We start from the raw sequence: 12570 nt of genomic DNA on the forward strand, positions 1-12570 counted from the left end.
CGCTCAGCCGACCCGGCGCGAACCGCGCCAGGCGTAGAACACGATGAACAGGTAACACAGCAGCGGCAGCAGGAACGACGCCTGCAGGCCGTACTGGTCGGCCAGCCAGCCCACCGCGAGCGGAATCACCGCGCCGCCGACGATCGCCATGACGAGCAGGCTGGAGCCCTGCCCGGTCAGCGGACCCAGCCCGCCGATGGCGAGCGCGAAAATGGTCGGAAACATGATCGAGTTGAACAGGCCGACGCTGACCACGCTCCACTTGGCCAGGTTGCCGGTGCCGAGCATGGTCACCGCCAGCAGGCCCATGACGATCAGCGCAAAGATCCCCAACAGGCGGCGCGGATCGAACTTCGCCAGCAGGAACGTACCCACCAGCCGGCCCACCAGCGCACCACCCCAGTACAGCGACACGTAGTGCGTGGCCTGCTGCTCGGTCAGCCCCTCGCCGATGCCGGGCATGGACAGGAAGTTGACCAGCACGCTGCCGATGGACACTTCCGCGCCCACGTAGAAGAAGATTGCCAGTACACCGAACGCCAGGTGCTTGTGGCGCAGCGCGTCACCCAGCGTTCCTGGGTGCCGGGTATCTTCCACGCCGGCGATGCTGGGCAGGCGGAACATCCAGATCGCTGCGGCCAGCACGAACAGCGCAACGGCGAGCCCGAAGTACGGCAGCTGCACCGACTGTGCTTCAGCGGCGCGGTAGGCCAGCGCTTCGGCCTGCGGCAGCAGTGCCAGCTGATCGGCACTGCGCGGTTCGGCGGCCAGGATCAGCAGGCCACCGAACAGCGGCGCGATGGTGGTGCCGAGTGCGTTCATCGACTGCGCCAGGGTCAACCGGCTGGAGCTGGTCTGTTCCGGGCCCAGCAGCGCTACGTACGGATTGGCCGCCACCTGCAACACGGTGATGCCGGTGGCCAGCACGAACAGCGCGCCCAGGAACAGTCCATACACGTGCAGCGCAGCGGCCGGCCAGAACAGCAGCGCGCCGACACCCGCAATGGCCAGGCCGGCCACGATGCCGCGCTTGTAGCCTACGGCCGCCACCAGCCGTCCCGCTGGCAACGACATCAGGAAGTACGCGCCGAAGAAGGTGAACTGGATCAGCATCGCCTGCACCCAGGTCAGCGAGAACGCGGCCTTCAGGTGCGGAATCAGGATGTCGTTGAGGCAGGTGATGAAGCCCCACATGAAGAAGATGGCCGTGACCACGGCCAGGGCCGTGCGCGTGCTCTGTACGTGGTGCCCGCGAACCGCGGTGGAAGTGTCCATTGCGTGTCCTTCTGAAGGAAATGCCAGCCATGCGGCGGCCAGACATGGAACCTGCTCGGAACGAGATTGTCCAGCGCTGTCAGACAATCGGCCAGATTGCGCGACAGCGCTGTCAGCGAGCACGCGATCACGGTTTGCGCAGTTCCTTTCTGCACTGCACAACGACCGCATGGGACGGGCTCGGGCGCATCACGTCCCGCCAAAAACCACCGGAGAGGCCCGCACAGCAGCGTTTTCCGGCTTTACGCACAGGCACTTTGCGTATTCGGGTGCGTCGGCAGCGGGTAATGCAACAGGAGGTTGCATGGCAGTTTGTTGACAACGCTGTCAGGCGTGGGCCCAATCCGCCCACATCGTTGTTGATTCGTGCCAGACACCGTAGGACTGCCATTACCGATTTCCCTGGGGAGGGAGCGCAATGAAGACGTACAAGGCTGTACCCCGCAAGGCAATGCTCACTTCCGCGCTGCTCGCCGTGCTGGCCGGGCCGGCATGGGCCCAGGACACCAGCCGGGATGGCGCTGCGTCGTCCTCGCAGGGGCTCGACCCCGCCACGCTCGATACGGTGCAGGTCACCGGTATCCGCGGCAGCCTCACCTCGTCCATGAACCTCAAGCGCGACAGCCAGGGCGTGGTCGACGGCATCGTGGCCGAAGACATCGGCAAGTTCCCGGACACCAACCTGGCCGAATCGCTGCAGCGCATCAGCGGCGTGTCGATCGACCGCACCTCCAGCGGCGAAGGCTCCAAGGTCACCGTGCGCGGCATCGGCCCCGACTTCAACCTGGTGCTGCTCAACGGCCGCCAGATGCCGGCCTCCAATCTCGGCAACGGCGGTGGCGGCCTGTCCGGCTCGCGCTCGTTCGACTTCGCCAACATCGCCTCCGAGTCGATCTCGGCGGTGGAAGTGTTCAAGACCACCCGTGCCGACAACCCGACTGGCGGCATCGGCGCCACCATCAACGTCAAGACCCTGCGTCCGCTCGAAGCGGCGCCGGTGGTCAGCGTGGGCGTGAAGGCGGTCAACGACACCTCCAACGACAACCTGCCGCGCACCCTGAAGGGCTCGGACTTCACCGGCGAGCTGTCGGGCATCTTCAGCGACACCTATGCCGATGGTCGTTTCGGCGTGATGCTGAGCGGCAGCTACCAGGAGCGCGACTCCGGCTTCAACCAGGCCACCGTGGCCGAAGGCTGGGCCACGTTCGAAGGCGACAACACCACCGACTGGCGCGTGCTGCCGCAGCCGGGCCAGGGCTATGCCGACCGCATCCAGAACCGTCCGGGTCCGAACGATGTGTACGGGCGCCCGCAGAACACCGCGTACAACGTAAACGGCGTGCAGCGCCAGCGCACCAACGGCCAGGCCACCCTGCAGTGGAAGCCGGTCGACAACGTGACCACCACGCTGGACTACACCTATGTGGAAAACAAGGTGCAGCAGCAGCGCAGCGAACTGTCGGTGTGGTTCAACTACGGCCCGGGCGACAGCATCTGGACCAACGGCCCGGTCGCCGCGCCGATCATCTACAGCGAAGACATGGTCAATTCGGACGTGTCGATGGGTGGCGCGCAGCTGGCCACCAAGAACACGCTGGACTCGCTGGGCTTCAACGTGGAGTGGGAAGTCAACGATGCGTTGACCCTGAACTTCGACGCCCACAACTCCACCGGCGAGTCGCAGCCGGACAGCCCGTACGGTTCGGCCGGCGTGCTCGGCGTGGCCGCGTTCGTGCGCGGCAAGACCACCGTGGACTACAGCGGCGACCTGCCCATCATCAACATCGCGCTGCCGCCGGGTGGCGTGCAGGCCGCCGATGCGCTGGTCACCGGCTCGGTATTCCAGAACAGCTACAACAAGTCCGAGGTAGAGCAGTACCAGGGCCGCGGTACCTTCAGGTTCGCCGACTACTCCGCGCTGGACTTCGGCGTCGGCTATACCGACGTGAAGAACCGCTCGGCCTCGGCGATCATGCAGCGCAATACCTGGGGTGGCCTGGGCACGCCGGCCGACTACGATGACAGCATCTGGTACGCCGATGACATGGCGAAGTACTTCGATGCGTTCTCCGGCCACAGCGATCCGCGCCTTACCGGCCAGTTCCTGGTGTTCGACTTCGACCGCCTGATCAACCGCGCCGCCCAGGTCGGTACCGCCTCCGACCCGGCCTGCCCGACCTGCTACGTCGCCCCGACCGAGTACTCGCAGGACATCCGCACCAACGAGAAGTCCAAGAGCGCGTTCCTGCAGTACCGCACCACCTTCGACTGGTCGATGCCGCTGAACGTAGCGGTCGGCGTGCGCTATGAGCAGACCGACGTGGACTCCACCGCGATGGTGCGCGTGCCCAACGGGATCAGCTGGAGTTCGGCCAACGAGCTGAACATCGACTATGCCAGCGAGAGCGGCTTCATCAGCGACAGCGGCAAGTACGACTACGTGCTGCCGAACCTGGACCTGAAGCTGGACATCAGCGACAGCCTGGCACTGCGCGGCAGCTACAGCCGCAGCCTGGGCCGCGCGGGGTGGGACCAGATCCAGAGCGGGCAGTCGCTGGCCGATATCGTGCGTACCCAGGGCGGTAGCGGGTCGCGCGGCAACCCGGCGCTGGAACCGCTGCTGTCGGACAACTTCGACCTGTCGCTGGAGTGGTACTACGGCGAGTCCAGCTACGCCTCGGTCGGCTTCTTCCGCAAGAACATCAAGAACTTCATCAGCAACACCATCGTCCGCGAGAACACCGGCGACCTGCACACGCCGGTCGGTGGCGCGTACTGGAATGCGGCGCTGGCGGCGGGCTGCGGCGTGTCCGACATGCCCTGCATCCGCGATTACATCTTCACCAACTTCAACGGCCAGCCCGGCGTGACCGCCACCGGCACCAACTCGGCCGGCCAGCTCACCGGCACCATCGTCGGCCAGCCCGGCGACCCGATCGCCGGGTTCGACATCACCCTGCCGGCCAACCAGCGTTCGGACCATCTCGATGGCTGGGAAATCGCGGTGCAGCACCTGTTCGGGCAGTCCGGCTTCGGCCTGGCCGCCAACTACACCAAGGTGAAGTCGGGGCTGACCTTCGACAACCTGAGCCTGGGCGACCAGTACCCGATGGTGGGGCTGAGCGACTCGGCCAACCTGGTGGCGTTCTATGACAAGAACAGCTGGCAGATCCGTGCGGCGTACAACTGGCGCGACAAGTTCCTCAACGGCATCGGCGGCCAGGGTCCGAACCCGAACTACACCGACGACTATGGCCAGCTCGACCTCAACATCAGCTATGCGGTCAACGACCAGCTGTCGCTGAGCGTGGAGGCGATCAACCTCACCGACGAGACCATGCGCACCTACGCGCGCCACACCAACATGCTGCGCTACGCCACCCAGACCGGCCCGCGCTACATGTTCGGCGTCCGCTACAAGTTCTAAGGCCCCAAGGCGGTCTGGCGGGTCTACACTCGCCAGACCGTCCCTGCCCCGCAAGCGACCCGCCATGCCTGCAACGCCCGGCCCGATCGACGAAGTCCGCGACCTCGACCGCAGCCAGCTGCCGGTGCTGCTCCCCACCTGGACCACGCCCAAAGTCATTCGCGGGCTGGTCGGCGACTGGCCGATGGTGGCCGCCGCCCAGGCCTCGGCCGACGCCGCCGTGGCCCATCTCAAGCAGTACGACCACGGCACCCTGCCGGTGGCCGCGACCACCGCCCCGCCCGACGCGCAGGGCCGGATCTTCTACAACGCGGACATGAGCGGCTTCAATTTCCGCCGTGAGCAGATTCCCCTCAAGGTGGTGCTCGACACCCTGCTCAAGTACCGCAACGCTCCCGCTGCTCCCACCATCTATGTCGCCTCCACGACGCTGGACAGCTTCCTGCCCGGCTTCCGCCAGGACAACCCGATGGCGCTCGGCGTGGACGACCCGCTGGCGAGCATCTGGATCGGCAACCGTTCGCGCATTGCCGCCCATCACGACGTGCCGGACAACCTGGCCTGCGTGGCCGCCGGCCGCCGCCGGGTCACCCTGTTCCCGCCCGACCAGGTCGGCAATCTGTACGTGGGCCCGCTGGACTTCACGCCGGCCGGCCAGGCGGTGAGCCTGGTCGACTTCGCCGCGCCCGACCTGGACCGCTTCCCGCGCTTCGAACGGGCCTGGGCCAGCGCCCAGGTCGCCGAACTGGGGCCCGGCGATGCGGTGTTCATTCCCTCGCTGTGGTGGCACCACATGGAAGGGCTGGACGACTTCAACGTGCTGGTGAACTACTGGTGGCGCCCGGTGCCGGCATGGACCGACGCACCGATGAACGCCCTGATGCTCTCGCTGCTGGCCCTGCGCTCGTTGCCACCGGCGCAGCGTCGCCACTGGCGGGCGATGTTCGACCACTTTGTGTTCGCAACGGGCGCCGACGCCACCGCGCACATTCCCGAGCACGCCCGTGGGGTGCTCGGGCCGCTGGACGAGGCGATGGCGGCCAATGTACGCAGCGTTCTACGCAAGCGGCTGGAACGGTAGCGCCGACGGTTACCCTTGACCCGGCGAATCCGTGATAATCCGCGCCGTGACCGCTCGTCACCCTGCCGGTAGTTGAAGTCCATGCCCCTGCTGTCGTCCCGCCTCAACCTGGGCAAGCTGATTCTTGCGCTGGCGCTGCTCAGCTCGCTGGTCGCCCTGGCCAACACCCTGCATGCGAGCTACCGCGTCCAGCGAGAGCAGCTGATCGGCACCACGCTGGAGTCCAACCGGGTCTATGCCAGCAAGCTGGCCGAGAGCACCCAGAACTTCATACTGTCGGCCCAGCAGCAGCTGGCCTACGCCGCCATCGAGCTGGGAAAGCAGAACCATGACCGCGCCGGGCTGGAAGCCCACGCCGCGCGCCTGCAGCTGCAGACCAACAGCTTCAATTCGGTGCTGATCGTGGACCCGGCCGGCACGGTGCTGGCCACCTCGCCGCTGAGCCTGGCGCTCACCGGCATCACGCTCAACAGCCAGGGCAACAGCGAAGCGCTGAAGCGCCGCGAGCCGTACATCAGCGACCCGTACCAGTCGGCCACCGGGCGCCTGCTGGTGGCGATCTCGCACCCCATCTTCGACGCGCAGGGCCAGTACCGCGGCTACGTCAGCGGCACCATCTACCTGCGCGAACGCAGCATCCTGCAGAGCCTGCTCGGCAAGCACTACTACCGCGACGGCTCGTACCTGTACGTGGTCGACCGCAACGGCCGCATCCTTTACCACATCGAGCCGACCCGGGTGGGGCAGTTCGCGCTGGAGAATCCGGCGGTCAAAGCTGTAAGCCAGGGCCATTCGGGCGCGCAGGAAGTGCGCAACAGCCATGGCGTGCTGATGCTGGCCGGCTACGCACCGGTGCCCAGCGTGGGCTGGGGCGTGGTCGCGCAGCGTCCCACCGCCGCCACCTTGGCGCCGCTCTCGCGGTTGATGAAGGCGGTGATCTGGAACGCCATCCCGCTGGGCGTGCTGTCGCTGCTGGTCACCTGGTGGTTCGCACGGCGCATTTCGCTGCCGCTGTGGCAGATGGCGCGCAACGTGCAGAACCGCGACACCGGCATCGCCATCCGCCATGTCAGCGGCATCCGCGCGTGGTACTACGAGGCCGCACACCTCAAGCAGGCGCTGCTGTACAGCTTCAACCTGCTGCAGGACCGGATCGGCAAGCTCAGCCGCGCCAGCATGACCGACCCGCTTACCGGCCTGCAGAATCGCCGTGGCCTGCAGGAAGGGTTGGAAGACTGGCAGGCGCGCGGGCAGCTGTTCGGCATCGTCGCGCTGGACATCGACCGCTTCAAGACCATCAACGACCGCTTCGGCCATGCCGTGGGCGACGCGGTGATCCTGCGCATCGCGCAGATCATGCGCGACGACTCGCGCGACACCGACCTGCTGTGCCGCAATGGCGGCGAGGAATTCCTGATCCTGCTGCCGGGCATCGACATCGCCGCCAGCGCCGCCATCGCCGAACGCCTGCGCCGGCAGGTGGAAGCGGAAGTGTTCGAGGAGGTCGGCACGGTAACGGTATCGCTGGGCGTGGCCCACTACCCCAGCTACCACGAGGACCCACACCAGGCGCTGCGCCTGGCCGACAAGGCGCTGTACATGGCCAAGGAACAGGGCCGCAACCGCACCGTGGTGTACCCGGCGCCGGAGGGCCCGGCGCAGGGGTGATGGGAAGCGCGATCAGCCGCCCAGCGGGGTCAGCAGGCGTGGGCCAGTGTTGACGTCGGCCATGTAGATGCCACCAGACGCCAGCGGACCGTAGGTATCGCTCGCGCGCTGCTCGTCCGTACGCCAGGTCGCCGGCGTGCGCGGGCCGGGAATATAGACTTTCCACTTGCCATAGCCTGCTTCCTTGCCGCTGTCATTGAACGCGTAGTCGACAGGAACACGAATCGTCCAGAACGGCGCATCCTTCGCATCGCCCGTGGTCGGCGCACGGAAGGTCCAGCGCTTGGCGGTGTTGACGGTCTGCCGTGCGAAGGTATCGCGCAGCTTCTGCATGCGACGCTCGTCCGTGAGCACGCGCAGGTTCACCTGCTCGGCAACGGCATCCAGGACCTGGCCGTCGCGCCCCACCTTCACGATGACGATCACGTCGCCCTGGCCACCCATTTCCAGGGCGTATGCGGGGTAGATCGGCGGCTGCAGCTTGATCCAGGTCACCTCGTCGGTGCTGTTGCGGTCATAGCCACCGAAGGTAGCCCCCTCCAACGTCACCATGTCGTTTCCGTCGGGACCGGCCTTGGCCGACAGGCGGATCGACACCACGGTGCGCGCACGTACCGGTTGGCCGTCACGCATGACCGGCGCGAAGCGCCAGGTCAGCACCGAGCGTTCCACGAAGTCCGCAACATCGGCAGGTATCTTCTCACGCTGGTCCAGCGCAAAGGCTTCCACCTGGCCTTCGGCACCGATGTTGATCTGACCGCCCAGCACCATGCTGCCTTCGGCGGCGGCGCGCGCTTCGCTTTTGGACATTGCGGCCGCCTGCGGCACTACCGCCATGACGCCACAGCCCAGCGCTACCGCCAGTGCAACGTATAGAACAGAACGCATCGAATCCCCTCCCTGTGATCTGAGCAGCGAGCGTAGCGCATGCCGTCGGGTTCGTCATCGGCCCCCCTGCCGCGCAGGCAGGACGGCCGGATGCGCGATCAGCCGCCCAGCGGGGTCAGCAGGCGCGGGCCGTCGTCCAGGTCGGCCATGTAGAGGCCGCCGTCGGCCAGCAGGTCGGGCGCCGCGTTCGCGTCAGCCCGAGCATTGCTGAACGGCGCGCGCTCGTGCGGGCCCGGAATGTAGGCTTCCCATTCGCCATAGCGCTCCATGCGCGGCTCGCCCATGGCGTAGCGCACCGGCACCCGAACGTTCCAGGACTCGGCGTCCTTGGCGGCGCCGGTGGTCGGTGGGCGGAAGGTCCAGGTCCGTGCGGCGGCTTCGGAGGCACGCGCCAGCGAGGCGCGCATGGCGCTCATCTGCCTTTCCTTGCCGACCACGCGCAGGTTGACCTGCTCGGTGAACACATCGGCCACGCTGCCGTCGCGTGCGATCTTGAGCAGCATCAGCACGTCACCGCGCCCGCGCACGGCGTACACGTCCTTCGGGTAAATCGGTGCGGGCCGTGCGATGAAGGTGACGCGGCTGGTGCTCTCCGGGTCGTACTTCGCAAAGCTGGCGCCGGTGACACGCACGTTCGCACCATCACCGTTCGAATCGGGCTGCTGTACCAGGCGGACTATCACCGGGGTCTGGATGGCCACGGCAGCACCATCGACCATCATCGGCGCGAAGCGCCATGCCTGCACCTGGCGGGTGACGAATGCCGCCAGGTCGGCAGGCACCTTTTCGGCATGCGACAGCGCAAAGCCGGTCACCTGTCCTTCGCTGCCGATATCGATGGTGCCGCCCAGCGTCATGCTGGCTTCAGCGGTCTGCCGCACTTCGCGTGCGTTCTGCGCGGGGGATTCACTGCTTGCAACCAGCCCGGCGCCGCCAACAGCGAGGGCCAGGGCCAGAAGGGGGGAATAACGCATCTCACCTGCTCCTTGTGATGAGCGTCGAGAGTACCCCACCGGTATGTCAGGGGTAAATCACGCCAGCCGGTGGGTGTCCGCGTAGGGCAATGTGTCAGGGTAGTTCCCGGCCGCGAAACATCCCTGCAACCCCTGCCACCACAGGGGATCGAACAGATGACCATGGTGTTCGCGAACCGCAGCAAGTTCTGCTGCGGGGAGTCCCATGAACGGCGCGAACCGTTCCGGAAACACATCGCGTGGCCCCACATGGAACCACGGCTCGTCGGCCATCGCTTCGTCGGCATTGCGCGGCTGCGGCCACGCGCGGAACACGCAGTCGCTGACCAGGCACAGTTCATCGTAGTCGTAGAACACCGCACGCCCGTGCCGCGATACACCGAAGTTCTTCGGCAGCATGTCGCCGGGGAAGATGTTGTTGCGCGCCATGTCGGTGATCGCCTGCGCGTAGTCCAGTGCGGCGGCGCGACGCGCCTCGGCGGTCTGCTCGCGCAGGTACAGGTTGAGCGGGCGGAAGCGGCGCTGAACGTAGCACAGCGCGATCACCAAGGTGTCGCCTTCCTCGCGCACGCTGGCGGCGCACTGGGTCAGCAGTTCCTCGCGCAATGCCGGCGAGAAGCGCGATTTCGGGAAGCGCAGGTGACGGTAGGGCTGCGCGTCCAGCAGCCGGCCCACGCGGTCCAGGTTGAACACCAGCGCGTACTTCTCTTCCACCTGGTGCCGGGTCATGCTCTTGGGCCAGGCGAAGCGGTCGCGGATCAGCTTGAACACCAGCGGGTAACTGGGCAGGGTGAACACCGCCATGACCATGCCCGGCGTGCCCTCGGCATGCACCAGCTGTTCGTCGGGGTGGTCCAGGAAGTGACGGAAGAAGGTGCGGTAGCGCTCGGTCTTGCCCTGCTTGGCGCGGCCCAGCACGGTGTAGATCTCATCGATGGGCTTGGCCGGCAGCAGGCTGCGCAGAAATACCACCGCGTCGCCCACCGTGGCCAGGTCGGCCTGGAAGTAGCTGCGCGATACGCCGAACAGGTGCGCCACGTCGCGGCGCCGGGTCAGCACCGCCTCGGCACGCAGGCCGGCGCCGTCATTGACCAGCGCGATCACGCAGGGCGAAAAGCGGTGTTCACCGAACACCCGCCCCACCAGGTAGGCGCGGCGCTCGCGGTAGAACACGGTGTCGAGCAGTTCGATGCTGCGCACCGGATGCGTGCCCCAGTGCTGCAGGTCGTCCTGCAGGCGCACGGCGATCGCCGCCGCGCAGCGCATCTGGTGCGCGTAGGGCACCTCGAACCGATAGTCGCCCAGCACCCGCATGAACGCCTCGACCGGGCGCGTGGTGGACACCGCGTAGGTGTGCCGTGCGACCGGATGGGTGATGGCGTCGGACGGTTCCACGTCCAGCGCCATGAACTCGACCTCGGCATCCACGCCTTCGGTGGCGAACAGGCGCCGCGCCAGGGTGTTGTAGAAGGTCTTGTACAGCTCGGCATCGATCAGCGGCCCGACCAGGGCGGCGTACGCCGCGTGCACGCGCAGCCAGAGGCTGCGCCTGCCCACCGCCTCGCCTGCGGCGCGCCGCAGCGCATCCACGGTCTCGGCAATGCAGCGGTCGTACAGCCCGATACGTTCCACCGCGTCACCCTGCGCACCGCTCCAGTCCTGCGTCTCGAAGCGCATCCGCGCGCGCCGGGTGATGCTGGCAAAGCGTGCGTGATAGTCCTCGAACCCCCCGCGGACCAGCAGGGCAAGGGAGGCGGCCAACGCGACTTCATCGTGGGAATCGGCAACAGGCATGCAGGGCAACCGGAAGGACCGCCCCCATTGTGCGCCCGCGCGGCGTGCGCCGACCACCCTGGAGTGGTCGGCGCCTGCAGCACTCACATCACCAGCGCGCCTTCCACGTCCTGCACCTTGCGGCGCGCGAGCGCCAGGTTGGACTTGTTGCGGTCGAGCACCAGGTAGAGGAACAGCCCCTTCTTCTTCGCTACCGGGCGCAGGATGTGGTACGCGGTGCCCAGCGAGATCAGGATGTCTTCGATGGTGTCATTGAGGTTCAACGACGCGGCCGTCTTCATCTTCGCGCGGATCACTTCGGTGTTGCCCGCCGCAGCCACTTCCATGTCCATGCCCGAGCCGGCCTCGCCCAGGAGCATGCCGCTCTCATAGTCCACAAGTGCAACTGCCTTCGCGCCATCGATCTGCATCAGCGAGTTCAAGGTATCGCTCACTGCATTGTTCATGTTGCCCATGCTGCACCCCGTTCTGGTTGTCGAGCCCCTAGGTTCCCTGCGGATCGGCTCGTGATCCGCTGAGTTCGGCCATGATGTTGCGGCCACATTCCTTCGCACTCCAAAGCACCTTGCCGGTCACGCAGGTCGCGTCGCAGGCGGTCATCAGCAGCAGCGGTACCGGCGTGCAGGGCAGGGCCAGCATCAGCACCTTGCCTTCACCGGCCTCCAGGATCAGGACCTCCAGCTCGCCCAGCGCCAGCTCGCGCCCCACCGCAGCTGCCAGCGCCAGCATCGCGCTGGTCATGGCAGCCAGGCGTTCGCCGTTGCCATGGGTGCCCGCCGCCGGTACCAGCGCGAAGCCGTCCACGCTGGCCAGCACCGCGCTGCGCACGCCGTTGATGTCGTCGGCGAAGGCCTGCAGGTGCCGGATCACGCGCTCACGTGTGACCGGATCCAACCGACGTACGTCGTGCCCGTCAGCCATGACCCGGTACCAGCTCGTGGACTTCCATCTCACTCATCAGCACATCCATCAGCGAAAGCCCCTGTTCGCGATTGCGTGCGTCCACCGGCATGACCGGAAGCATCCGGTTGCCCCAGCCCGCTACGGCGGTGCACGTTTCAAGATCGAATGAGGGCGCCAGGTCCAGTCGCGAAACGCCAATGACCGCCGGCACGTCGGCAGCATGCTGGCGCAGCACCGCGACGTAGTCCTGGAGCTCTTCCACCGCTGCCCAGCGGGTCGCATCAAGCAGCAGCACCACGCCGCTGGCGCCCTGCAGCAGGATCGGCCAGATGAAATCGAAGCGCTGCTGTCCCGGGGTGCCGTACAGGCGCAGGCGGTCACCGTTGGGCAGGTCGATGTCGGCGTAGTCCATCGCCACGGTGGTGGAGGCCTTGTCGGCACCGTCGCGGTCGCTGTTGGGCACATCGGTGTCCACCACCGCGCCGGCCGCGATGGCGCGGACCAGGGTCGACTTGCCACTGCCCATGCCGCCCAGCACCACGATCTTGTGTTCGCGCACG

10 protein-coding genes are annotated in these 12570 nt (G+C 66.8%); 3 read left to right on the forward strand and 7 right to left on the reverse strand.

Going from position 1 to position 12570, the window contains the following annotated elements; translation table 11 throughout:
- Positions 1-3: 3 nt before the first annotated feature.
- Entirely contained in the window at positions 4-1275 is a 1272-nt protein-coding gene (locus tag C2U58_RS11965; protein WP_102946058.1) for a sugar MFS transporter, read from the reverse strand.
- Between the two features lie 418 nt (positions 1276-1693).
- Between C2U58_RS11965 and C2U58_RS11970 the strand changes: the two genes are divergently transcribed.
- The 3 genes from C2U58_RS11970 (at position 1694) to C2U58_RS11980 (ending at position 7451) form a co-directional block, all read left to right on the forward strand.
- On the forward strand, positions 1694-4702 hold the full coding sequence (locus tag C2U58_RS11970) for a TonB-dependent receptor (RefSeq protein WP_102946059.1): 3009 nt from the start codon (positions 1694-1696) through the stop codon (positions 4700-4702).
- A 64-nt stretch (positions 4703-4766) separates the two neighbouring features.
- The gene (locus tag C2U58_RS11975; protein ID WP_102946060.1) at positions 4767-5783 is read left to right on the forward strand and encodes a cupin-like domain-containing protein; all 1017 of its coding nucleotides are present in this window, start codon (positions 4767-4769) and stop codon (positions 5781-5783) included.
- Between the two features lie 81 nt (positions 5784-5864).
- A complete protein-coding gene (locus tag C2U58_RS11980; protein WP_102946144.1) occupies positions 5865-7451 on the forward strand; it encodes a sensor domain-containing diguanylate cyclase in 1587 nt (528 codons plus the stop codon).
- Positions 7452-7463: 12 nt separating this feature from the next.
- Here the strand turns inward: C2U58_RS11980 and C2U58_RS11985 are convergent, their stop codons facing one another.
- From C2U58_RS11985 to C2U58_RS12010, 6 genes are all read right to left on the reverse strand, one after another.
- A complete protein-coding gene (locus tag C2U58_RS11985; RefSeq protein ID WP_146033455.1) occupies positions 7464-8339 on the reverse strand; it encodes a hypothetical protein in 876 nt (291 codons plus the stop codon).
- Between the two features lie 98 nt (positions 8340-8437).
- Positions 8438-9313, reverse strand: a complete 876-nt coding sequence (locus tag C2U58_RS11990) for a TonB-dependent receptor (RefSeq protein ID WP_102946062.1) — start codon at positions 9311-9313, stop codon at positions 8438-8440.
- A 57-nt stretch (positions 9314-9370) separates the two neighbouring features.
- A complete protein-coding gene (aceK, locus tag C2U58_RS11995; RefSeq protein ID WP_102946063.1) occupies positions 9371-11107 on the reverse strand; it encodes a bifunctional isocitrate dehydrogenase kinase/phosphatase in 1737 nt (578 codons plus the stop codon).
- A gap of 83 nt (positions 11108-11190) precedes the next feature.
- Positions 11191-11517 carry a hypothetical protein gene (locus C2U58_RS12000; RefSeq protein ID WP_216362402.1) on the reverse strand — a complete coding sequence of 109 codons (327 nt, stop codon included), beginning with the start codon at positions 11515-11517 and terminating at the stop codon, positions 11191-11193.
- Positions 11518-11590: 73 nt separating this feature from the next.
- Positions 11591-12028 (reverse strand): roadblock/LC7 domain-containing protein, encoded by a 438-nt coding sequence (locus C2U58_RS12005; RefSeq protein WP_102946065.1) that lies wholly within the window; start codon positions 12026-12028, stop codon positions 11591-11593.
- Positions 12021-12569 (reverse strand): ATP/GTP-binding protein, encoded by a 549-nt coding sequence (locus C2U58_RS12010; RefSeq protein ID WP_102946066.1) that lies wholly within the window; start codon positions 12567-12569, stop codon positions 12021-12023. Before C2U58_RS12010 ends, C2U58_RS12005 begins: the two co-directional genes overlap by 8 nt.
- Position 12570: the final 1 nt, after the last annotated feature.

It is taken from the genome of Stenotrophomonas sp. VV52, from assembly GCF_002893095.1.
GTDB classification, from domain to species: Bacteria; Pseudomonadota; Gammaproteobacteria; order Xanthomonadales; family Xanthomonadaceae; genus Stenotrophomonas; species Stenotrophomonas aracearum.

What these genes read in the sequence shown, in the direction of transcription:
- aceK (WP_102946063.1), bottom strand. Translation starts at nt 11,107, where the DNA reads ATGCCTGTTGCCGATTCCCACGATGAAGTCGCGTTGGCCGCCTCCCTT.
- C2U58_RS11980 (WP_102946144.1), top strand. Translation starts at nt 5,865, where the DNA reads ATGCCCCTGCTGTCGTCCCGCCTCAACCTGGGCAAGCTGATTCTTGCG.
- C2U58_RS12000 (WP_216362402.1), bottom strand. Translation starts at nt 11,517, where the DNA reads ATGCAGATCGATGGCGCGAAGGCAGTTGCACTTGTGGACTATGAGAGC.
- C2U58_RS11985 (WP_146033455.1), bottom strand. Translation starts at nt 8,339, where the DNA reads ATGCGTTCTGTTCTATACGTTGCACTGGCGGTAGCGCTGGGCTGTGGC.
- C2U58_RS11965 (WP_102946058.1), bottom strand. Translation starts at nt 1,275, where the DNA reads ATGGACACTTCCACCGCGGTTCGCGGGCACCACGTACAGAGCACGCGC.
- C2U58_RS11975 (WP_102946060.1), top strand. Translation starts at nt 4,767, where the DNA reads ATGCCTGCAACGCCCGGCCCGATCGACGAAGTCCGCGACCTCGACCGC.
- C2U58_RS11970 (WP_102946059.1), top strand. Translation starts at nt 1,694, where the DNA reads ATGAAGACGTACAAGGCTGTACCCCGCAAGGCAATGCTCACTTCCGCG.
- C2U58_RS12005 (WP_102946065.1), bottom strand. Translation starts at nt 12,028, where the DNA reads ATGGCTGACGGGCACGACGTACGTCGGTTGGATCCGGTCACACGTGAG.
- C2U58_RS11990 (WP_102946062.1), bottom strand. Translation starts at nt 9,313, where the DNA reads ATGCGTTATTCCCCCCTTCTGGCCCTGGCCCTCGCTGTTGGCGGCGCC.